The 21,777-nt window shown below is 63.0% G+C and carries 15 protein-coding genes; 2 read left to right on the top strand and 13 right to left on the bottom strand.

Annotation, left to right across the window (positions count from 1 at the left end):
• Positions 1-31 precede the first annotated feature (31 nt).
• The 5 genes from AC4ELH_RS17725 to AC4ELH_RS17745 form a co-directional block, all read right to left on the bottom strand.
• Positions 32-6,103, bottom strand: a complete 6,072-nt coding sequence (locus tag AC4ELH_RS17725) for a PDDEXK-like endonuclease domain-containing protein (protein ID WP_498886198.1) — start codon at positions 6,101-6,103, stop codon at positions 32-34.
• Positions 6,104-6,491: 388 nt separating this feature from the next.
• The gene (locus tag AC4ELH_RS17730) at positions 6,492-6,917 is read right to left on the bottom strand and encodes a hypothetical protein (protein ID WP_498885691.1); all 426 of its coding nucleotides are present in this window, start codon (positions 6,915-6,917) and stop codon (positions 6,492-6,494) included.
• Entirely contained in the window at positions 6,914-7,900 is a 987-nt protein-coding gene (locus AC4ELH_RS17735) for a hypothetical protein (protein ID WP_498885693.1), read from the bottom strand. The genes AC4ELH_RS17730 and AC4ELH_RS17735 overlap by 4 nt, the downstream gene beginning before the upstream one ends.
• Before the next feature lie 210 nt (positions 7,901-8,110).
• A complete protein-coding gene (locus AC4ELH_RS17740; protein WP_498885695.1) occupies positions 8,111-12,091 on the bottom strand; it encodes a DUF3427 domain-containing protein in 3,981 nt (1,326 codons plus the stop codon).
• 38 nt (positions 12,092-12,129) lie between these two features.
• Positions 12,130-12,486 carry a hypothetical protein gene (locus AC4ELH_RS17745; protein ID WP_498885696.1) on the bottom strand — a complete coding sequence of 119 codons (357 nt, stop codon included), beginning with the start codon at positions 12,484-12,486 and terminating at the stop codon, positions 12,130-12,132.
• Between the two features lie 328 nt (positions 12,487-12,814).
• On the opposite strand from AC4ELH_RS17745, the gene AC4ELH_RS17750 reads away from it, so the two are divergent.
• Positions 12,815-13,447, top strand: a complete 633-nt coding sequence (locus tag AC4ELH_RS17750; protein ID WP_498885698.1) for a DUF4352 domain-containing protein — start codon at positions 12,815-12,817, stop codon at positions 13,445-13,447.
• 42 nt (positions 13,448-13,489) lie between these two features.
• On the opposite strand, the gene AC4ELH_RS17755 is transcribed toward AC4ELH_RS17750, so the two are convergent.
• From AC4ELH_RS17755 to AC4ELH_RS17765, 3 genes are read right to left on the bottom strand one after another with little or no spacing between them, the layout of a single operon-like run.
• Positions 13,490-14,395, bottom strand: a complete 906-nt coding sequence (locus tag AC4ELH_RS17755) for an acetoacetate decarboxylase family protein (RefSeq protein ID WP_498885700.1) — start codon at positions 14,393-14,395, stop codon at positions 13,490-13,492.
• Positions 14,395-15,099 (bottom strand): type 1 glutamine amidotransferase domain-containing protein, encoded by a 705-nt coding sequence (locus AC4ELH_RS17760; RefSeq protein WP_498885702.1) that lies wholly within the window; start codon positions 15,097-15,099, stop codon positions 14,395-14,397. The genes AC4ELH_RS17755 and AC4ELH_RS17760 overlap by 1 nt, the downstream gene beginning before the upstream one ends.
• A 32-nt stretch (positions 15,100-15,131) precedes the next feature.
• Positions 15,132-16,400: an NADH:flavin oxidoreductase/NADH oxidase family protein gene (locus AC4ELH_RS17765; RefSeq protein WP_498885704.1), complete on the bottom strand. Its 1,269-nt coding sequence runs from the start codon at positions 16,398-16,400 to the stop codon at positions 15,132-15,134.
• Positions 16,401-16,497: 97 nt separating this feature from the next.
• Here AC4ELH_RS17765 and AC4ELH_RS17770 point away from each other — a divergent pair, with 97 nt between their 5' ends.
• On the top strand, positions 16,498-17,076 hold the full coding sequence (locus tag AC4ELH_RS17770) for a TetR/AcrR family transcriptional regulator (protein WP_498885706.1): 579 nt from the start codon (positions 16,498-16,500) through the stop codon (positions 17,074-17,076).
• Between the two features lie 225 nt (positions 17,077-17,301).
• On the opposite strand, the gene AC4ELH_RS17775 is transcribed toward AC4ELH_RS17770, so the two are convergent.
• The 5 genes from AC4ELH_RS17775 to AC4ELH_RS17795 form a co-directional block, all read right to left on the bottom strand.
• A complete protein-coding gene (locus AC4ELH_RS17775; protein ID WP_498885708.1) occupies positions 17,302-17,595 on the bottom strand; it encodes a hypothetical protein in 294 nt (97 codons plus the stop codon).
• Between the two features lie 88 nt (positions 17,596-17,683).
• Positions 17,684-18,496, bottom strand: a complete 813-nt coding sequence (locus tag AC4ELH_RS17780) for a hypothetical protein (RefSeq protein ID WP_498885710.1) — start codon at positions 18,494-18,496, stop codon at positions 17,684-17,686.
• Complete coding sequence (locus AC4ELH_RS17785) at positions 18,489-18,902, bottom strand: UCP033725 family protein (protein ID WP_498885712.1); 414 nt, start codon at positions 18,900-18,902, stop codon at positions 18,489-18,491. Before AC4ELH_RS17785 ends, AC4ELH_RS17780 begins: the two co-directional genes overlap by 8 nt.
• On the bottom strand, positions 18,902-21,484 hold the full coding sequence (locus AC4ELH_RS17790; RefSeq protein ID WP_498885714.1) for a WXG100-like domain-containing protein: 2,583 nt from the start codon (positions 21,482-21,484) through the stop codon (positions 18,902-18,904). The genes AC4ELH_RS17785 and AC4ELH_RS17790 overlap by 1 nt, the downstream gene beginning before the upstream one ends.
• A gap of 3 nt (positions 21,485-21,487) precedes the next feature.
• Positions 21,488-21,775 carry a WXG100 family type VII secretion target gene (locus AC4ELH_RS17795; protein ID WP_498885716.1) on the bottom strand — a complete coding sequence of 96 codons (288 nt, stop codon included), beginning with the start codon at positions 21,773-21,775 and terminating at the stop codon, positions 21,488-21,490.
• Positions 21,776-21,777 lie beyond the last annotated feature (2 nt).

The following is a 21,777-nucleotide window of genomic DNA, read 5'->3' on the forward strand; positions in this document are numbered from 1 at the left end:
CCACTTCGGCTCACGAGTCAGCACCGCGCCGCTACTCGAGTTCACTGGTGACGTGTTCGTCGAATTCCTCGGGCGAAAGTTCATAGCCATCGGCCGTGGTCAGATACTGGTGGGATGGTCTGCAACACCGGTCCTTCCAGCACCGCTGCCTTACCTCAAACACCTCCACCGGAATCCGACGGTCGCTCCTGCCGTTACCCACCAGCCAGGCCCAGTGATTCAGTGGCATCCGCGGCAAGTAGCGCTCCGCGCGATCGTCGCCTTTTGGCCTGCATGGGACTAGGCGATGCGCAGCTGGTGCGATCCAGCAGCCAGCGTGATCAGCTTTGCAGTACATCTCGATTGAGACTTGATCAGCATCAAAAATGTTCGTGTTCCCGCGATGTGAGCTGGTGGCAACTTCGCGCCGGCCCCTGCCGACCACATCCATCGAGCCGTTACGATCCGGAGGCCCGCTCGCGCGCTTTTCAGCTGCGCGCTGAGGCGCTGCGTCGGCTTGCAGCCGCGTCTCAACGGCGCTCACCGGGATCTCACGACCGTCAGGAGACGTCAAGTACAAGTGGTCAGGCCTACAACAAGCGGATTTGCCACACCGTCTTCGTACCTGAAAAAGCCTTCCCGGCAATGGCTTCTTTGTATATCCATGTACGACCATAAATGTCCAGCGGTGCGGTGCCATCGCCGGCAATAGTCGCTCAGCGCGCTTGTCGGCTTCTGCTCTGCAGGCGACGGGTGCGGACGTCGGCGCGATCCAACATCCGTCGTCGTCCCGCTGGCACAACGAAGCAATCGATCCGATGTCATCCTCGAGCACCAGCCGTGAAGGCGGCCGAGAATGAGCGTCCGCTGGCACATCAAACTGTGAGATCGAAGACCTGACAATCGCCGCGACGTCACTTGACGAGAGTTTTTGTCCCCCTGGCGAACTGGCATAGAGGTGTGCTGGGTTGCAGCAAGTCTTACTGTCACAGCGTCGACGAACTTGAATAAGGTGCGTAGGAACCGGGTGTCGAGCGAGGCCATTCGCGACGCACCATGCCCATCGGTGAAGTTGGAGTTTTGGCAAATCCAGCGGGTTCCTGTCGTCACCCTTCGCCCGGCATCGAACGGCGGTCGATAACGATGGAGATAGCCAGCAATCAGTTTCGGATCGTAAGCACAGTCTGGCGATCTCGGCTAGATCGTCGCTGACTCCACGGCTCCACACGTCACCATCGACACTGGGCACTGCTTGGTCACCCCGCTGCCCAACGGCTTCACTCAGTGGAGCGGAGTCGTCTGCACGCACGCCTTCGATCTTGAGGTCATCGACATGGCGAACATCCTCCTGCAGCAAGGATTCAACGGTCGGACGCTTCCCATTCTCCAGGAGAATGGCTTCTTGCCGAGTCGTCTCCGATTCCCGCAACTGCTTTCTTTGCCCCGTAGGTGACTCCACAACCCGCGCCAAAGGATCGTGGTGTTCAGAGGAAGCCTCATCGGCTTGAGCGGATGCGCTCTCGATCAGAGAGGCCAGTTCATCGTCGAGGGTTGGACCGCCATCGTCTGGCCGAATCGCTTCGTCGCAGCTCGGATCAACCCAATCCGCAGTCCGAATATCCAACTCGTCGAGCGTGTCCCATAGCCCCTGCAGGGTGCCGGGCATATCAGCGTAGAACACCGACTCGCGGATGCGGTGGAATTCCCAACCGCACCGTTCCAGTTCACGTTGCCGAGCCAGATCGTTTTCGTATCGCTCTGGGCCATGCCAGAAGTCGCCATCGCATTCGATTGCCAGCCGGCCTTTGGCGCCGGTGACCACCATGTCGATGCGATAGCCCATGGACTCGACCTGGGGTATGACGGTGTAGCCCCGGTCGATGAGCCGGTTGAAGACTCGCTGCTCGAACAGTGAGTCGAACGGTGGTGTGCGCACATCCTCAGGCACCGCCGTGCACAGCGTGTCGCCATCGTTGCGCAGCCGGTTGGCGATGCCGTAGCAGTAGTCGAGCAGCTGGAACCGCATGCATTCGGAGTTGGTCAGCGCTTCGCGCGGCATCGAGTGGTAAACCCACATCTGGTCTTTCGCCCGGGATGCTGCGACGTTGAACCGCTGGACGTACTGCGACTGGGTCAGCACGCCCATGCGCTTGTCTTCCTCGGGCGCCTTCACCATGGACAAGAACATGATGTCCCGCTCGGAGCCTTGGAAGTCCGACGCATCCCCGCAGCGCAGCTCGCGCGCGGCCCACTCCTCCGGCGGCACGGCGTCCAGGAGCTTGCCCTCGATCAGCTTGGCTTGTTCCTTACCCAGCAGCGAGATCACCCCGAAGGTCGCCCCGTCATACTCCGGTTCCGCCAAGCACTTTCGGATCTGATCGACAATCGCTTCAGCCTCAACCAAGTTCGTCTTGTTGGGCGCCTCGTACCCGTTGGACAGGTACACAACCTTGATGGGTTCGAGCCGCTCCGCTCCGAACTGACGCACCGGGACCAGCCGAATGCCTTCGGGCTCATAGGCAATGCGGTTGGAAAAGCCGATAATCTCGGGCACACACCGGCGGTGTTCGGTCAGGGTGATCCGCCCGCCGAACCGCATGTTGGCCTCGTCGAAGTAGCTGCGCTTGGGGTCCAGCCAGGACTCCCGGTACGGGTCGTCGCTGAGGTACATGTTGGCCAGGTCGCGCAGCTGTTGTTGATCTACGCCAACCGCCGACGGAGACACCTGCTTGTCGTCGCCAATCACCACCATCTTCGGCGCCAGGTATTGCAGGAACGATGCTTCCAGCCCAGCCTGCGATGCCTCATCGACGATCACCACGTCGTACAGATTGGGCTCGACGTGCACCTGCTCGGCTATGCGGTACAGGGGCATGATCCACACCGGTACCGAGGGCCGACAGCGGTCCATCGCTTCGGCGATGGCAACCCGCTGCTTGGCGGCGTACTTGCCGGTGCCCTTGCCGAGGCGAGACACCAGCTGGGCGTATTGGGTGAGGTTGGCTCTGGCAGCGCCAGTGAGTCGATCAGGAGCCACCGCATGGCCCCAGGCCCGCTCGGCCGCCAGACGCTCGACCTCGGTGCGGATCTGGTCTTCGACCACGCTCAGGCTGACCTTCAGTACGTTGGCGTCCTCACTGTCTTGGGCGAGGATCCAACGTCCGGTCATCTCCCACTGCCAGGCCTGCTCGTAAGCACCCAGTCGGGAATCCCATTCCGGTGCGGCCGGATCGGCGACGATCTCACGGGCCAGCATTGGAGCCGATCGGTCCAGCTCGTGTCGGATCCGGTCGCGGTCGGCGACCGCCCGAGCCATGTCGTACAGATGGTCTAGACGCGCATGCCCGGCGGCATAGGCATCGACGTCACGGTTACGAACTGCCGCCAGCAGCTCCATCGTGATGGCCGGAGGTGTGGGCAGCTGTGCCTGCGTGCGCAGATAGCCGTGGAGTTGTTCCACCGGCGTGGCAGCGGCCACCGCGTCGTCGGCCGCGGAGGCCGCCTCCACGAGATCGGCGTAACGTCGGATGTCTTCGAGGTTGTTCCAGTCCGGCACCAGCAGGTTGTTGGCCTGGAACCATTGCCGCTCAACCTCAAGCTGGTCGCCCAGTGCCAGCACCTTGTCCAGCTGGGCCACCTCGGTGACATGCCACTGGATCTTTTCGTCGAGGGTGTCCTCGTCGGGGATCGAGACGTTGACCGGCCAGGCCTGATCCAACGCGGACACCGTCCGACTGGCGTCGACCCAATCGATGAAAATGGCCAGCTGTTCCTTTGTGGTCGCGGGCAGGTCGTTGATCTTGACCGCCGCAAAGAACGGCTCGGCTAGCTTCACTGTCTTCGAGGTGAAAGCGCCGATCTTCGGGGAGCCGTCGGGGCGAGTTTTGATGCCGCTGCCCGCCTCGACGTGGGCGAAGAGCGATTTCGCGACCTGCTGATGCACGCCGAAGTCACCCCCGGTGACCAGCACCGAGGTAGTTGGCCCGATCCGCCGGGTGAGCACCCCGGCGGCCTCGGCCAACGACTTCACCTGTGCCGACCGCGCCACCCACGCCTGTTGGCGACCGCTACGCACATCGTGGAGGGCGTCGTTCATCCATGCTTCGTGCCGGCGTTCGAGATTGCCCGCCTGCTCTGCCAGGTTGGATACCCTGGCGCGCAACTCATCTCGCAGTTCCGTGGTCAAGGACCGAACAAAGCCAAACGATTCATGGCTGAGGAGTACGCCGAACTGGTCCTTGCGCACCGCAGCCTGCTGCTCGGCGGCGGCAAGCTTGGCGAAGTCTCCCGGCGTCGTCAGTAATGCGGTGTCAGGCAGCGACGACGTAGCTTCCGCTTCGTTCGACGTCACATCCTCGTCGCGCAGCACGGCGCGCCACCGCTGAATCTCCTCGGTCGACACCGTCGCACCCGCGCGGGTCGGGTCGACCTCGAAGGCCCGAATCCACTCGTAATCGGCCTCGTGCTGCAAATGGTCGTACGCGATGGCAGCCAACGTGCCCTGGGCTGGGCCGTCAGTGCGCGGCTCCACCTCCTGCCGGCGAATCTTCAGCAGACGATCGCGGAGCGCGGCCCGCTGACGACGCAGGTCGTCGATCGTGCTGAGATGCCGCGCGATCGAGCGCTGCGAATCTGCGGGGTCGAAATCGTCGGCACGCCGGGAAATGTTGTCAACGGCGGTGCGCAGGTCGGCCATATCGGAGCGCGACTGGCCGATGACCGCGACGGCCAGCGATTGGATCTCGCGGGGTAGCTTGGCGCGGACCTCCTTGAGGGCCCGGTCGGTCTGTGCGGTGATGAGCACCCGCTTGCCCTGAGCGAGCAGGTGGGACACCAGAGCCGCTGCGGTGTGGGTCTTTCCCGTTCCTGGTGGGCCCTGAACCACGGTTTGCGCACGGCTGTCGACCCGCTCGATGATCTGGCGTTGCTTGTCATTGACGGGCAGTGGCAGGAAGTCTTCGTCATCGACGGTGACCACCGCGCCGTCCGTGTTTGTGCTCGGCGCCGACTCGGGTTGGCGGTCCGGATCGACCAGAGGGAGGATCCCCTTCGGTACTTCACCGGCCTGCTGGATCTGCGCAACGATCTGCTCGTAGATCTGCACCATGCCGCGGTTGGTGCGGCGCCGCAGGATGATCGCCGGGGCGTAGGCTCCGCGGGGACTGGGACCGGACGGTGCCAATACGGCCTCTTCGTCGTATTCCGCGTCAGCATCAAGACGGTGGATCAGACGGCGGCAGATCTCCCCGATCGCCGGCTGGTCCAGCAGATGCCCGTCGTATTCGGAAGCCAGCACCTTGATTTCGTCGAGTTTGGCCGGAGTGGAGATCAATGCCGGGTCCAGCATGTCCAGCTCGATTGATACCGCGTCGGGTGCGCTGACCTGCGTCACGGTCAGGCGCCCGGAGTTCTCGTCGAAACTGATTGCGATCGGCGCAGTGGCGACGTGGCGCTGCACCTGCTCGTGATTCTCGGGCCGCCAGGCCAGGCAACCGACGCCAAGGACCAGTTCGAATTCCTCGCTATGATCGGCAGCCTTCAGGTGGACCGCGAACAGATCCTTGTAGATGTCGCGGACCGCGGCGTCGCGGCGTTCCCGGTCGGCCCACAGCCGCCAATCGATCATCCACGCATCGAAGGCTTCGCTGATCTCGGGGTGCTCGGCGAGCGCGATGCGGCGGTTGACCACATCTGGTTCGTCCTCGTCGCGCTCCTCGACCGGGACAGGCTCCTCGCGGAAGATCGCCTCGCGAAGCGTCGGCTCCTTCGCGGTGTCATCGATCGCGCCCTCCACCCACACGATCAGCTCGCGCGGCAGCGGTGGCGGGTCCAGCTTGGCTACCCGGTCCACGGTGAGCAGAGGTACATCAGATGTGAGCTCGGCGATCCGGTGCGCCGACAGGATTGCCTCATGGTCGGGCAGGTCGGCGAACCACATCGCGTCTTCGAACTTGTCCACCATGCGCACTGGCTTGACCAGCAGCTGCTGAGTCCGTCCGAGAAAGGTGAAGAGGTTGACCGCCCGGCGCACCAAACGCTCATTCTCAGTTTCATGCTCGGCAGCCATCGCGTCCCCTTCGTGACAAGTCCCGTTACAACTGACAGCAGATGTGTCATCCGTCATCTGCGTCAATTAGCGATGATTATGAACCCCCGCTCCGACAACTCAGCACACACCCTCGACATTGGATTCAGTTCTCTAGCGTGGCGTGCCGACGACCCACCCGTCGCGGTCGGATTTCCAGCACCCGGGCGTCGACTGGCACCGACGGCCGGCGCCGTCGCAAGCGACGCAAGTGCGCAGGCTCGGTGCCCACCAGTGCATCTCAATGATGCATTGAAGGCCACAACTCTTGCTCTGCACAAGGGACACCGGTCGACGGAAGCAGCTAACTGACCCAACACTTACTTAGCACGCACTCCGCGTTTCTGGAGGAAAATGCGAATCTCAGCTACCCGGTGGAATGGTGCTGACTACAGCCGCCAGCGGGCACCGACGACGAGCTCCTAGGTCAGATTTCCCAGACGGTGTCGGGATCCCGCAAGAGAGCACGAACCTCGCTCAAGTCACCAAGTTCTGCGATTGGCGATTGCTTGGCGATATCCACGATGCTGTTCAGGACGGAGGTGACCGTTTGGCCATCGCCCTTGGCGATCGCCGCGTCAAGGCTTCCGAACAGCGCATCGAAGTTCGACTTGCGCTCCGCAAAGACGCGCTCGAAGTAATCCCGGAGGACGCGCTCCGCTGCCTTGATGCGAGCTACTTCAGCCTTCCCGGCCGCCTCGATGTTCGCCCGCTTCGTGCTCTCGACTTCGTGCAAGTTCAGGTATTCCCGAGCTGCTCCAACGATGTCGTTAAGTGCGTTGAAGCCGTCGAGGGCTGTGAATGCACGCATCCCGGCTCCTGCAGCTTTCCCGAGGTTGAACCCATTGCTCACGATTCGCTGTTCTCCGTCATCCGCCGGTACTTAACCTTCAACGTTTCGCTATCAGCGGTGAGATTGCCATCCGTGTCGACGATCGGCGCGGCCGCGATGTCGCGAACCGCAAGCACCAATCCCATCGCCCGCTGAAAACCTGACGCATCAACCTCTGGCTGAAACGGTACTGATTCAAGGTCATTGAGCGCCGAGGCCGCCCTGCCGCTGAGAGCAGTCAAGAGGGATTTGATCTCAGCAATTCGGCTGTCGATTGCCTCCAAGCCGGCGTCGAAGACGTCCATCTTGGCGACTTCCTCGGCGATTGTCTTCGTGAATTCCTTAGCCCTGGTGATCTGCTTCTCGCCTTGCCCCTTGGCAACGAACCCGCCGACCAACAACGCGGGTCCGATCACCACGGCGTTCAGCGCGGCCGCACCCAGGGCCATTCCACCGCCCCCCGCAGCGATCGTCCCGCCCCCAAGGAAAGCCAGCATCGCGTTCTCAGCGGCGACACCAGACAGACCCGTAATCGCGGCACCGGTCCCTGCCGTTCCGAAAGCCGTAGCCGCAGCGGTCACACCCATGTTTGTTGCAGCGCCGGCCCCGACCGACCCCACGACTGCTTTAATCCAGGCAGCAGCCTCGAACTCGAGTCGCTCCATATTCGGCACGGCGTTCAGTTCAGCGTCGAGTCCCTCGATCAAGAGGCGCTCGTTTTCCTTGATCTTCTTTTTGTTGCGCCGCATGAACTCGGTCATACGAATCACGACATCGGTCAGCGCCTGCTTCTGCTGCTCGCCGAGCTGTTCGAGCCGCTTGTTCGTGAGTTTGACACGAGCCTCGCTCCGTTTCCGGCGGCGCTCGTAGTCGCCCTTCGACTTGCCGAACTCTTCCTGAGCTTTCTTCAAATCCCAGGCGCCCTTGCCACCGAGCGCGAGACCCCCGCTGCCCGTAATCGCCCCTACAGCGATGAGCGCCACCGGAATCAACGGCAAGACCATACGTCCCCCTGCGCCTTCCTAATTGATGCCGTTCGCAGAACGGCGCCGGGCTTCTATGATCTTGAAAGATCCTGGACCATTGATCGGACAGATTACTGGGTGTCGAGATAGCTGTCGGGCAATCCGACGATGTTCGAAACCATTGGCCGGCCCCCGGTCAGACCGGCGCGTTCACCGTCACCGCCACAACCAACGGCATCGGCGGTTCTATTACAGGTCGAGCCCGAGCCGCGACTGCAGATCACCCGTCAACGGGGTCAACAATCGGTACGTCACCAACATCGGCGCCGACCCCTGATGACCGAGCGGCACCACCCGCCCCAAATAGGTATATGCAAGATCGTTGCCCTTCCGTCGCATCCAGAGCTCGATCGGCTTGCCTGTCGAGAGTGACTCCAGAATCTCGCGCCCCTTCTTGCCGGTCGGTTTGGTCGAAAGCTGCGAGCTCCACACGAACACGTCGGGGCCTTCGAAATGTTCGGTGTACTGCGTGCGGTCAGACCGCTTCTGCAGTGTTACGAACAGGATCGTGTACTTGTGGAGCGACACGTGCCCCGAACGCCAGTTTCCGGGGTTGTAGACCTCCCCGTAGAGCGGTGGCACGTCCATGCTTTTGAACTGCTCACCGATCCGCGACGCCAGTGGGTTGATCTCCTGCTGATCAAGTTTCGACACAAGCCGGGCCACCGGACGCATGTCCGAGCGGCCTTCGATGGGCGAAACCGACGGGTTACTTGACTCGAGGGTGTAAACACCACCCTCCCGGCGCAGAATCTTCAAAGTGCCCGCCACACCAGAGTTGTCCGCTGTCTCCACCAATACGGCCTGCCCTAAATAGTCGCGGGCCGAACCACCGGTGATCCACTCGAACAGCAGTGGGTCACCATGCCGGACCGGCTCTGCTCCCCCATCCATGGAGTTGCCTTGGGCGAAGCAAACGAAATGCGATGAGGAGGTGCGTGGTTGTCCGCCAACTCTTCTGACAGGGATCTCGGTCGCCGCATGGTCGGTCCACGAGGTTTGTGCACCCGGCCCACATGCCACGGTGTAGTCACCAAACAACGGCACGTAGTCGATCGGCACATCCGGGCGAGCCGAATCATCCGGCCGCACAAGGAGCGTGCCATCCACTTGCTCGAGCAGCACGCCGTGTGATGTTCCAGGATGTCCGGCAGATGGCCCGAACCAACCGCGTAGCAAGCCAGGCAGGGCGTTGCCCGACGAGTCCGCCCGCGACGCCACGGCAATGGTGCCCTTGGCAAAAGACGCGGCGAACTCGACACCGTCTGCCGCGAACGGCACAGTGCCCTCGGGTAAGTCGGGATGCTGGCGCCGGTCCAGCCTGATCACAGGATGACCGTCAGAGAACGTAAGGCGGCATGACCACGACTTCGTCGCGGCCGCCTCTTTGTTCAGCACGTAACTTGCCAATCGATATTCGATGAGCTCGGCGACCATCGCGTCGAAGACGTCGCCGAGTTCGTCGTCGATGGTGAATGTCGGCTCTATCCGGGTGTCGGTGAGCCGGAACAACGGATCCGTTCGTCGCGCCGAGTCTCCCGTCCCCGACAGGTGCGCAAGCGGCCACTTCCGCCAGTAATGCGCCCATTTGTCCGACGCTGCAGCTTCGAGGTCGGGGAACTCGCGCACCGGTACATCACGGACCAGACGCGGGTCCTCCAGCATCAACTGACGCGACGTCTCCGCATTAGCCAGCACATCTCCGCCGGCGCGGAGCACGCCGTCGTGAAGCAGTGCGCGAATGGCAATGAGCTTGTAGCACTTGGTGATGCTCTCTACCTGCACACGGCGGAGGACTTCACCGTATGCATCCGCGACAGCGCCCTCACGCTCACCCAGCAGTTCGATCACGCGTAAGAAGCCGAACCAGCTGCCGTACTTCGTCGTCACCACTGCGGGATCGTGACCGGCCCGGAAGGTCTGCGCCGCTGTTGGCCTGAGCCCTTCCTCCTCCATGTACGAGCGGCAGTACTCCTCGATTGCGTCACCCGCACTTGTGTGGGTAAGTCGCCGCAACATCTCGACAACTTCAAGGTTGTAGTCCACCGAGCAGCCCGCAGGCAGGTCGAAGTCGTTGTTCTCCAGTGCAGTCAACACTTGCAGGGTCGTTGGAGTCTCGCGTCGTCCCAAGCTGAGCAAGGTCCGAGGTTTGAGCAGGAACGATCGATGGTTACCGATGAAGTCAATGATCGTGAGCGCATCCTTGCCTTCCTTAATACGCAGGCCGCGGCCCAGTTGCTGAAGAAAGATGGTCGGCGACTCAGTGGGGCGCAGCATCAGCACGGTGTCGATGTCCGGGACGTCCAATCCCTCGTTGAAGAGGTCGACGGTGAAGATCACTTCGAGTTGTCCGCTGCGGAGGTCGTCGATCGACTGGTGCCGTGGGGCGCTCGTCGGCCCGCTGTGTACCGATGCACAGCGGACACCGCGTTCAAGGTAGTACGCACTCATGAAGTCGGAATGATGCTTTGACGCGCAAAACGCCAACGTTCGTGTGCCGCGCCGCGATTGCCATTCGTCGAACGCGGCCTGAGCGCGGTCCTGGGTCTCGACGGCAGCCTCGAGCGCAGCGGGATCGAAACGGCCGTTGCGCCATGGAATAGGTTCGAAGTCAACGGGATCCGGAACACCCCAGTAGTGGAACGGTACAAGCTCGTTGCGGCGTATGCCCTCGACCAAGTCACAGTTGAACACAGAGTTGTCTGCGCAGAGCGACAGCAGGTCCGCCCCGTCCATCCGCTCAGGGGTGGCTGTAAGTCCCAGCAGGAACCGGGGTGTGAAGTGGTCGATCACCCTGCGGTAGGTCGCTGCGGCGGCGTGATGGAACTCGTCGACTACTAGGTAGTCGAACGAGTCTGCCGGGAACTGACCGAGGTACCGCGACATCGTCTGGACGGTGGCGAAGACGAAGTCAGCGTCGGGTTGCTTGTCGTCGCCGGTGTAGAGGCCCATCGTGGCAGTGGGCATCACTTGCCGGAAGACATCACGGCTCTGCTTGAGGATCTCTTCGCGGTGCGCGATGAACAGCACTCGCGCTGCACCCATTTGCGCGGCGTCGAAGGCTGCGAGCCAGGTCTTGCCCAATCCCGTTGCCATGGTGACCATGCCGGCACGAAATCCGTTCGCGCGTGTAGCTGCAAGCGCCGAAAGCGCTTCCTGCTGGATGCGACGCGGTTCGGGTAGCGCTGCCGGTGCTTCAATGACCTCGGCGACCTCGGGTACGTATGGTGGTGCGGGCTCGTACTCGGCGATCAGCTCGTCGGTCAATGGATGGCTGCGCCCGTCGTCCCACAACGCAAGGAACCGCTCCTTCAGCTCTTCGATCGAGCCGACGAGCAGGTTCCACTCGATGCCGCCATCGAGCGCTGACTTGCTGAGATTGCTGCTACCAACGAACGCAGCATTTGCATGGCCTTCGGCCGAGTAGAACAAATAGGCCTTCGGGTGGAAGCTCACCTCCGGATCCTGGAACACTCGGACACTTGCGGTTTCTGGATAGTCATCCACGAGGTCGCGGAGGCGAGTCATGGCTTCAACCTCAGTGAGGCCGAGATAGTCGGTCGTCAGGATGCGGAGCTGTGCGCCACGTGCAAGGGCATCCTCGAGAGCGTCGATCAAAAGCCGCAGCCCAGACACCTTGATGAAGCTCACTGCGATGTCAATGCGGTCGAATTGTGTCTCCTGCAGGTGTCGAACAAGTTCGGTGAGGAGAAGCCGAACCTGACCGTCGACGAGTACCGGGGTCACTGGGGTGGGCACAGGGTCGACTGTCGTGGGCGTAGTCGGATCGCCGGCGAGATAGTTGCCGCGAGCAGCGATCACGTTTCGGATTCCACCGCGGGGATCGGGCACGTCGCCCGCGAATCTAGGAATGAGGTGAACGTGCAGATGGTCGACGGTCTGGCCTGCAGCTAGGCCTTCGTTGAATCCGACGTTGAATCCGGCTGGGTTGTGCAGTTCGACAATCCTGGCGCGAACGATATCGATCAGGTCGAAGATATCGGTCCGCTCCCCTGGCGTGGCTTCCCACCAGTCGGTGATTAGCCGGCGCGACACGATCAGCGCGTGGCCAGGCGATACAGGGTAACCGTCCCAAACCGCGAAGGCCGACCGGTTGGACGCGATCCATTCCGCTTGCGGGATGTCAAAGAAAGGCGACTCCGAGTCCACCTGTGCTCCTTAGCCGTTGTACTTGTCGTGGACCCGCGCTACCTGCGCTTGGAAAACTCGAACTTCTCAACTCCCGGCCGCAGCAGACCCAGCTTTCGGGCGAAGCGGTAGAAGCCCTCCCCTGGGTCGCCCGTGGCCTTTTGAACCACCAACGCCGATAGCATCGTGCCGGCGTCGTCAAGGGTTCCATCGGTGACTTCGCCAAGCAGCGCTCCAATCGCAGCCTGGTCGCGGTCGAGGTTGTAGTCGAACGGCGCGTAGCCAGTCCGATTCACCAACTCTGCGCTGAAATCGGTGTAGTTCGCAAGGCCCCGCGATTTGGCAACCTCAACGAGGTAATCAGTTGCAGCATTGACGAGTTCGTCCCACTCATCATCACTTCGACCGAACTTCATTAGCCCCCGCTCTCATGCCCGCAAGCCTTGGATTCGTCATGTATACATCGCTGCGAAATCGCTCGATGCATATGGCGCGCCATCGGCGCGACCGAGCAGTAAGTAATGGCCATGCCAACCGTCGTCGCGGCGATCAACACACTCTTCATCACAACCTCCCGGTTTCGAAGTGAACCGCGCATCGTCGCATCCGCCACCGACAACCCCGATGCGTCGCTACATCGAAGAACGCGAGGCGAACACAAGGCCCTACTTGTCGGCAGCCGGTTGTACGTTCTCCTGTTCGCCTGGCATCGGTGCCCGGGCGCAAGACAGAAGGAACCCAGTCATGAGCAATCCCTATCAGCAGTCCGCCGACCCGAACCAGCCTGCCCCGCAGGGTTTCCCCCAGCACGCGCCACCTCGCGCGAAGAAGCGTAAGTGGCCGGCGATCGTCATCGGCGTGGTCGCATTCCTGGCAGTCATGTCGGCCTTGTCCGACAAGGACGACACCAAGCAGGACACCAAGCCCAGTGCCGCGCTCGCGGCGCAGGCCCCTGCGGAACAGGGCACCCCGACTGCCGGGCTCAACACCCCGGTCCGCGACGGCAAGTTCGAGTTCGTCGTCAAGACGGTGCAGCCTGGTCTGGCCGAGGTCGGCGACAATCCCTACCTTCGCGAGAAGGCTCAGGGCCAGTTCGTGATCGTAACGCTCAGCGTGCAGAACATCGGCGACCGGGCACAAGGCTTCAGCCCGTCCAACCAGAAGTTGATCGACACGCAGGGCCGCAGTTTCGAAAGCGACTCGTCAGCTCAGATTGCTCTGGGCGATTCAGATATCCCGATCTGGGACGACATCAACCCCGGCAATGTCGTCGACGTATCCCTGGTCTACGACATGCCTGTCGGCGCGGCGCCAGCCCGCATCGAACTGCACGACTCGATGTTCTCCGGCGGCGCCATTGTGGAGCTGACGCCGTAGCGAGCGACGCCGGGGCCCGCCGGCTTGGCCGGCCCCGGTTTGTCAGTCCCGCACCGGCACCGGCACCGGCATATGCAGCGCGAGTTGACCTTCGGTCACGACATCGAGCTGAATGGTCTTGATCGGGTTGAGCGCCCGTAGATCGTCCGCCATCCGTCCCTGCCCGATCTTCAGATCCACACCCCGAGGGAACCGTGCCGTCCCGGCCGCCAGCACATTGGTCTGGCTCAGCGTGGAATGCCAGGCACCGCCCAATGACGTGTAGGACGTGAGCGTCGAAACCCGCTCCCCCGTCTCATACTTCGCCTGACGCGGGGTGACAGCCGACAACGCCAAGTCCACCCCTCCGGCGTCATTCCCAACGCGCGCGACAAGCCGATCCGAGTCGATAGAGACATCGAGCTCCGTCACCCACTTCGGGAAGCCGTACCCGTCATGCCCGCGCACCTGGGCGATCTGTGTGCTCACCGGCAGTGACAGCACGTAGGAGTGCAGGTGATCGTTGGCCAGACTGCTCGCCAGGTCGGCGAAGCCCAGCTTGCCGTGCCGCGCCGGCCGCACCGCCACACCGACGGCCGCTTCGGTGTAGAAGTCGATGTCGCACACGTCGTACCGGAAGAACATCACCGAAACGATCCCGAGTCCCGGTGCAACCTCTAGCGGCGCAAGTGCTTTAGGCAGCCGTGTACGGATGTCACGGGAGCGGGCCAGCATCACCAGCCGGGCCGTCGAGATCCGGTAGTAAAAGTTCGGGGTCAGCGTCGGCCCAATCGCGGAATCGACCTCGGTCTTCGGCAGCTTCCGGAAGAAGTCGACGCTCGACACCCGAGGATCACACGCGACCTCGTCGAGGTCGGTGCGCATCCGAAACCGGTCATACAGGCCACCTTTGGGCACGGTGACCAGGTGCCCGCCGAGGTCAACCTCGACCACGTCGGAAGCAACCATCAGACCCTCCCCACGTCGGCCACCAGCCGCTCCGCCAGCTTCTCCGAGGACTGCGGGTTCTGGCCGGTGTAGAGATTGCCGTCAACTACGACATGGGGACGCAGCGGCAGCAGCGCCTTGGAGTAGTCGACGCCGGACTCCTTCAGCTTGTCCTCCAACAGCCAGGGCGCCTTGCGCCCGAAGCTGTTCAGCAATTCCTCGCGATTGGACAGTCCGGTCATCCGCCGGCCGGCGAAGGGCGACACCCCGTCCGGCCCAGCCGCGGCCAGGATCGCCGCCGGCGCATGGCACAGCAGCGCCAGTGGCTGGCCGGACTCCAGCCGATGCGCGAGCAGCGCGCCGGAGACCGGGTCGTACGCGAGATCCTCCATCGGCCCGTGCCCGCCGGGGTAGAACACCACGTCGTAGTCGTCGGCGTTCACAGTGTCGAGCGAGACGGGATGGGCCAGCACGTTTGCGATGCTGTCCAGATAGCTCTTGACCTCCTTGCGCTTCCACGGCATGCCGCCGGAGATGCCGAGGCTGAGCTGGTCGAGCGTCGGCGGCTTGCCACCCGGCGTCGCCACCGTGATGTGCCATCCGGCCTGGGTGAAGATCTGGTGCGGCCGCGCGACCTCCTCGGCCCAGTACCCGGACGGATGCACCGTCCCGTCGTTGAGCGTCCAGCGGTCCGCCGCCGAGATCACCATCAGCACGTTCGTCATGGCCTTCGCCTTCCCGTCGTTCCCGAATCCGCTTACACCGATGTCCGAGTACCCACCCGCGGCCGCGACGCCAACCATCGCGAGTACCCCCGCAGCGCCCGCCGCGACACCAGCTGATCGGCGACCAACGCGAACGCCGGTCCGACGCCCAGCGCGGGCTTCTTCCCCGCGCCGAGCCGGCGCATCTGGTAGCGGACCATCGCCATGCTGGCGATGGAGGCCAGCGGCTTGTCCGACCAGATCACGGGCTTCAGTCGCCCGGTCGCCTCGGCGCCGTGGCGCCACCGCGCAGGCAGGTCGGGGGTTTCGGCCAGCGCGGTGGCCATGCCGACCACCGCGACACCGCTACCCAGCACCCGCTCGGCCGTCTGGCGCCGGGTGATGCCGCCGGTCAGCATGAGCGGAATCGGGCTGCTCACCGCGAGCTCGGCCGCCAAGTCTAGGAAGTACGCCTCGCGGGCCGCGGTCCTGTCATCGGTCGGGCGGCCTGTCATGGCCGGGCTTTCGTAGCTGCCGCCGGATAACTCGACCAGGTCGACGCCGAGCGGGGCGAGCATGTCGATCACCTTGCGGGCATCGTCGGCGTCGAAGCCGACGCGATGAAAGTCCGCTGAATTCAGTTTCACCGCAACGGAAAAGCCCGGCGATATCTCAGCGCGGATGGCGCGCACGATCTCCAGCAGCAGGCGGGCGCGATTCTCCAGCGAGCCGCCCCACTCGTCGGTGCGGGTGTTGACGAGCGGAGACAGGAACTGCGACAACAGGTATCCGTGCGCAGCATGCACCTCGACGCCGTCGAAACCGGCCTCTTCGGCGCGCCGCGCGGTGGTGGCGAAGCGGGCGATGGTGTCGGCGATCTGCAGGCCCGTCATCGCGACGGGCTGCCCGAATCGCTTGGAGTGCCGGCCCAGCTCGACCGCAACGTCGGATGGTCCCCACACCACGCCCGGCATGTCGGCCTGGACCTGACGGCCGGGGTGGCTGATCTGCATCCACATCGCTGAACCGTCGTCCTTGCCGGCGCGCGCCCAGGCCGCGAAGGGCTCCAGCGGGGAGTCCGCATCCAGCACGACGCCACCCGGCCCGGTCATCGCCTCGGCGTGCACCATGACGTTGCCGGTGATCAGCAGGCCAGTGCCGCCGGCGCCCCACTGCCGGTACAGCGCGATTAGGCGCTCATCTGGCAGCTGCGCCCGCCCGGCCATGCCCTCTTCCATGGCCGCCTTGGCGATCCGGTTGCGCAAGACCTGGCCGGACTTCAGCTGCAGGGGCGCGAACAACGCCTCCGACGTACTCGACATGGGAACTCCCAACGAATGTTGACGCTGCTTACTTCAACCGCCTGCTAACATACGGGGAGCATGTAAGCGGTGTCAACACTTGTGAGGTAAGTCCCGAATGCCCACGTCAACGAGGTCGTATCACCACGGCGACCTGCCCAGCGCGCTCGTGCAGGCCGCGCTGGAACTGCTCGAAGAGGGCGGCGCCACCGAGCTGTCGCTACGCGCGGCCGCGCGCCGCGCCGGCGTCTCGACCGCCGCGCCCTACCGCCATTTCGCGGACCGCGACGCGCTGTTGTCGGCGGTCGCCGCGGTGGGCTACCGCGATCTAGCCACTCAGTTGGCGGCGGCGAACCCGTCACCGACAACGCCCGACGACCTCGCCGACATCGCCATCGCCTACGTGAACTTCGCGCTGCAACGCCCCGGCCTGTTCCGGGCCATGTTCGCCGAACCGTGCGACCCCACCAGCCCAGAACGGGTCGCCGCGGTCGAAGCCATCAGCGAGTACCTCAGATCGATTGTGCAGCAGGCGATTCCCACGTCGGATCCGGACGCGATGGCCAATGCCGTGTGGGCACTCGTGCACGGCCTGGCTTTCCTGCATCTCGACGGCAAGTTCGACGCGTCCTCCCCCGAGACCATTGCCACCACGGTGCGCGCGGCGGTAGCGGCGGCGCTCGGGCAGCTTGCTTGACTGAGTCGCTAACCGATGCAGCGTGGTGCGACGTAAATGCAGGGTCATCGAATGGGCGCATTAGTACGGCGGCCCCAACGACCGGCGGGCAACCCTTCCTGACTCGCAGTTGTCCTGCGTCCAGCCGCGGACGAATTTCGGTGCAGCCCTGCGATCCCCGAGTGGCAGTATCGCGACAAACCCCTCAGTAACAAGAGGAGACCCAGGCTTCGAAGTTCGATCGTATTAACGCATCAGATACGTGAAGTAGTTGCCAATACATTCCAAGGACTTCCTCGAAAGCTCGGGATGGCGATCCTGCATCACTGATTCAACGTAGTCACCGGCCTCGTTGAGGTCCATCGAGTTCCAGTCAGGGTTGATACTCATCGCCTCGTCAAGTACCGCGCGAACCAGCCCTCTGGCGACTCCGGCTGCAGCCGGACCGAAATATGAAGCAAAATCTGCATCATTGCCACCGGGAAAGTGCTCCAAGTACAAACGAATCGCCTCATTGATATCGATGTCGTCGCCTGGCACCTGACCTCCCCATCTGCCCCCTCGACAACATGGGAGCTGACTTCCATCTGCGAGCACCCGTAAGCGCACGCGGAGATCCTGCGTCAACTCACCCCCGAGCCAATTGGTTCTCGATGCCGCGCACGTTCGCCAACCGACTGGGATCCACAATCAGTTCGTAGACACCGGGTTCAACGAGTCCGGCGCCGACCTGCTCCGCATCGGCGGGATCATCGGAGAGCAAGAGCAGTTCGGCTGCCCCTCCGCCAGAACGCAATACACGCACCGGAACACCTTGTAACTCAGCGGTGTAGACCCGCTCGAATACCTCACATTCCGACAAAGGCGCTGTCGCAGACCACGCCCGCGGATGAACCTGCGAGAAACCTGCGGGACCTTCCTCGGCTGTCGCAGTCAGAAGGACTTTGTCGCCAGCCACGTCGGCGAAATACTCCCCGCCGCGCCAGCGTGCCATGCTGCCCACTAGAGGACTCGGCGGTCGCCATTGCTTGGCGCCAACCCAGCCTCGAGCAGCGCCCTCGTAACGAGAAAGCCGCTTCTGCTCACCATCGGAACGAATCCGCCAATACTCAGCGCCGTATGAGTACCGGGTCCGTCCCATGACCCATACCTGCGCCAACGAGTCGCCAAGCAGGAAGCCGTGCGGGAAAACCGGCCACGGACGTTCAGCTTCACCCGGGGCACTGAATCTAGCCAGTCTTGGCTGCTCGAACCGCACGACATCGACGAATTCGGGCGTTCCTTCAATGCCATACGCCGCCAACAATTCTGCCGGGGTCCGCAGGCCGACGACCGCTCTCGCATCCGTCACAAACCCGCCAACTTGATCGTGGCCCGTTTCCACGATCGCACTAGCAGTGGGGCCTGCAAGCAGCTTCTGCAATACCAGCGTGTCAGGCACGACGCGTCTCTTCCACCTGTACGTCTGTCAACCTGTCGGGCATCACCAGACCAGTCCATCCCATGTATTGGTCGCCGTCCAATCCAAGTTCCCGAGCCACCGCGGGGGGACCGACGAATTCAACCCCAATTTGTCCGTCAGGGAATTGGCTCTGCAGGGACACAGCGTGTCCGGATAGCTTTCCGCTCACGCGAACGTGCACCACGCCGTCCAGCGCGGATCGGGGAACCTTCACCCAAGACTGGTGGTACCCACGACCCATGGACGCTTCGCCGGTCGCGAACCCATCCGGGATCTCAGTATCCGGTTCTGCGTGCAATGCGACCCAGTCGTCACCGCTGAAAACGATGCGGTATCGCTCACCGCGATATTCCGCGATCGCGCCCGTGGTTGGCATTTCAATCATCAGTTCCCCTGCGGAATCCAGTGTCCGCCCTTTAAGACTGCAACGAGGCGTTGTGTGCCGTCGTCAAGAACTTCCCACATCTCGGCACCCTCTCTCATCGTCGTGTTTCTGGCGTAGTACTCCGGAATGACGTCGTCCCCGGACTTCGTGAACCCATTACCGGTGAACGGATCGTCCCACGAGTCGTAGGCATTGCTGCCTCCCATGTCGGAGTTGCGCGGCACTTCATAACTGCCCGGTGACTCAGGGTCGGCTTGGAACCGAATGACGTGTGTGCCTGGGTCGTAGCGTTCAAATGGAGAGTCGGTGTAGTCCAACCTGAGACCGTCGTAGATTCCGTCGGGTGTGCCGAGGTGAGCCGTATCGTCTGCCACTGTGACCGCACCACCCACTCGATCCGGGCTGACACCGTGCTCCATGATGTAGTCATCGGCACGACCCTGCACCAAGCCGTTTGCTTCGTCGAAATACCCCGGCGGAATCACCTTCTGCATCACGGTGTCGCTCGTCGGATGGGGCAAATAGTCGCGCACATCATTGATCAGGTCCCGCTGGGCCGGGGTGAGACTATCGGTCGCTGTGTTGATCAAGTCGATGAAGTCACTCTTCTTGACGCCGTGGTCGGCCAATGCGCCATCAATGCGCTGGACATCCGATAGTTGGTCCGGGGCAAACCCGGTGGTATGGGAGCTATCGTCCATCAACGAGTAGATACGTGACCCGTCACTCGACCCACCATGGTTACCACCGCCTTGATCAGCGCCACCCCCGTGCGAACCGCCATCGTCACCACCACCGCTGTGCGCTTCAGCCATCTCGTGGGGTACAGGAGGCTCATGCGAAACAGCGCCACCCGGGTTCGCTTCGTTGGTCCACGCGTACTCCGGTGGAGGCGTATGCGCACCGTCAGCAACTCCATGGTGCACACCGGCGGCGTCCTCGCCGCCATACGCTGCTGTCCCCGGACCATGAGTGCCGGGCACCGACTCCCCACTCGGCCGCACCCCGGCGTCTGCCGGGGCCTTTCCGGCACCAGCGTCCCCCGCTGCGGCACCGTCGCCAGAATGCGACGATGGCATAGGCCCCGAGTCCGCCGGCCGCGCCACCGGTTCAGGGCCCTTCGGTGCCTCCACCGGGGCGGCGCTCAGCGAGTCGAGGTCCTTGCCGATCTTGCCGGCCTGGCCGGCGATTTCATCGACCCCGGTCTTCCCGAATGCCTCCACCCCGCTGCGGGCTGCCGCACCCTCGGCCCGAGCGACCTGCGCCCCTTCCTCGCCCGCCTTCCCCGCTGTCACTCCGGCCTTGGCCTCGCCGACACCGGGCATCAGGACCTGTGCAATGTTGCCGAGATTGTCGCCCAGCCCGACCAGTGGGCGGTCACTGGACCAATCCTTGTAATCCACAACACCTTTGACGGTTTCAAGTAGATGCTCGCCGGCTTCTTTCTGCCCCTTCGGATCAAGCATCGGACCCAACGGATTGAAGAACTCCGCCAGGTTCTTGTCGATCTCCCAGATACCCTTCGCTGCTTCTACCGGGTGGGCGAGCATCGTCGGAACGGACTGCCCAACCTCCAGCCCCGACTTCACCACGCCCTCAGCGATTTGTGTGCGCGCATTAACAAAGCCCGCCAAGAAACCGCCGACGTCGTTGCCGAAGAACCGGGTGAACTCCTTGCGGTCCCATTCCTCGAAATCGCGAACCAGCCCATCCATGCCATCGATGAGTACCTGGAAACCGGAAGCAGCGGTGTCCAATTCACCGCTGAGGGCGTGCAGGATCTCCGAGATATCGTGGCCGATCTGTTTGAGGCCATCGAGCGGGTTATGCCCGCTGAAAACCCTGCCGATCTGGCTGACAATTCCGGAGGCACTCAATCGGTGGAGCAGATCCCGGATCGCGTCCTGCGCGCCTTGCACTTCACCAGCGAACGAATCCAGCTTCTCCGCAAGGGAACTGCACTTGCCTGCCAAAGCACTGGTGCCACCGGTCAACGTGCTCAGCGCCCCGGTAATGTGCGTCAACTCGGGAATATCGTGACCCGCCACGCTCGACAGGCAATCCCCGGCATCGCCTGCTGCGGTCGACATCGCCATACCGAGCGAACGCCATGCGCCCGCGACCGCGCGCATCGTGTCCGGATTGCCGTTCGGCCAAGCCCGGCTGACGAATGGCTGGACCAAGGACCACAAGCTCGGTTCCGGGATCTCCGGCCCCGACTGCCCCACCACCCCCGAGGCCGCGTACTTGGTCGGCTCCGCCGGCACCGGAATCGACTCGCGTCCACCGCCGACGGTCGAGGCAGCATCACTGACCGCATAGTTGTGCGCCGACACCTCAACGCCATACCCGACATTGCGGAAGGCGTTCACCGCCGACTCAGCCGCCGAGATCACCGCTTGCGCGCTCTTGCGGTAGTCGGAGAAGAATTGCAGACCCGCCCCATCAGTTCCACACATGAGCTCAGATCCCGCCAACGCCGAATCCAACGTGTGCAGCGCAGCGATCAGCGCGTCACCTTGCGCACCAACACTTTTCCCGGAGGCCGCCAACTGCTGCGGATCGACCTCGTAGCCGCCCACCGACTAACCCCAGTTGCGCAGGTTCATTTGCGCAGCGCCGTGGTAGTTCTCATGTGCACCCTCAGCTATTGCCCGTAAATGGGCCAATGCGTGTCGCATCTCGGCCACGCCCTCGGTCCACTGCTGCTGGGCGGCAGCTTGCGCGTGCCCACCCTCGCCATCCCAGGCTGTGCCCAATTGATGCTCGACGGCCTCCAGCTGCGCCACCGTCTGCTCCATGTGCTGCTCGAGTTGCGACATCCGATCGGCAGCGGCCAACAACACCGCCGGATCCACCTTGAAAGCGGCCATGC

The sequence above is a fragment of the Mycobacterium shunyiense genome (genome assembly GCF_058270075.1).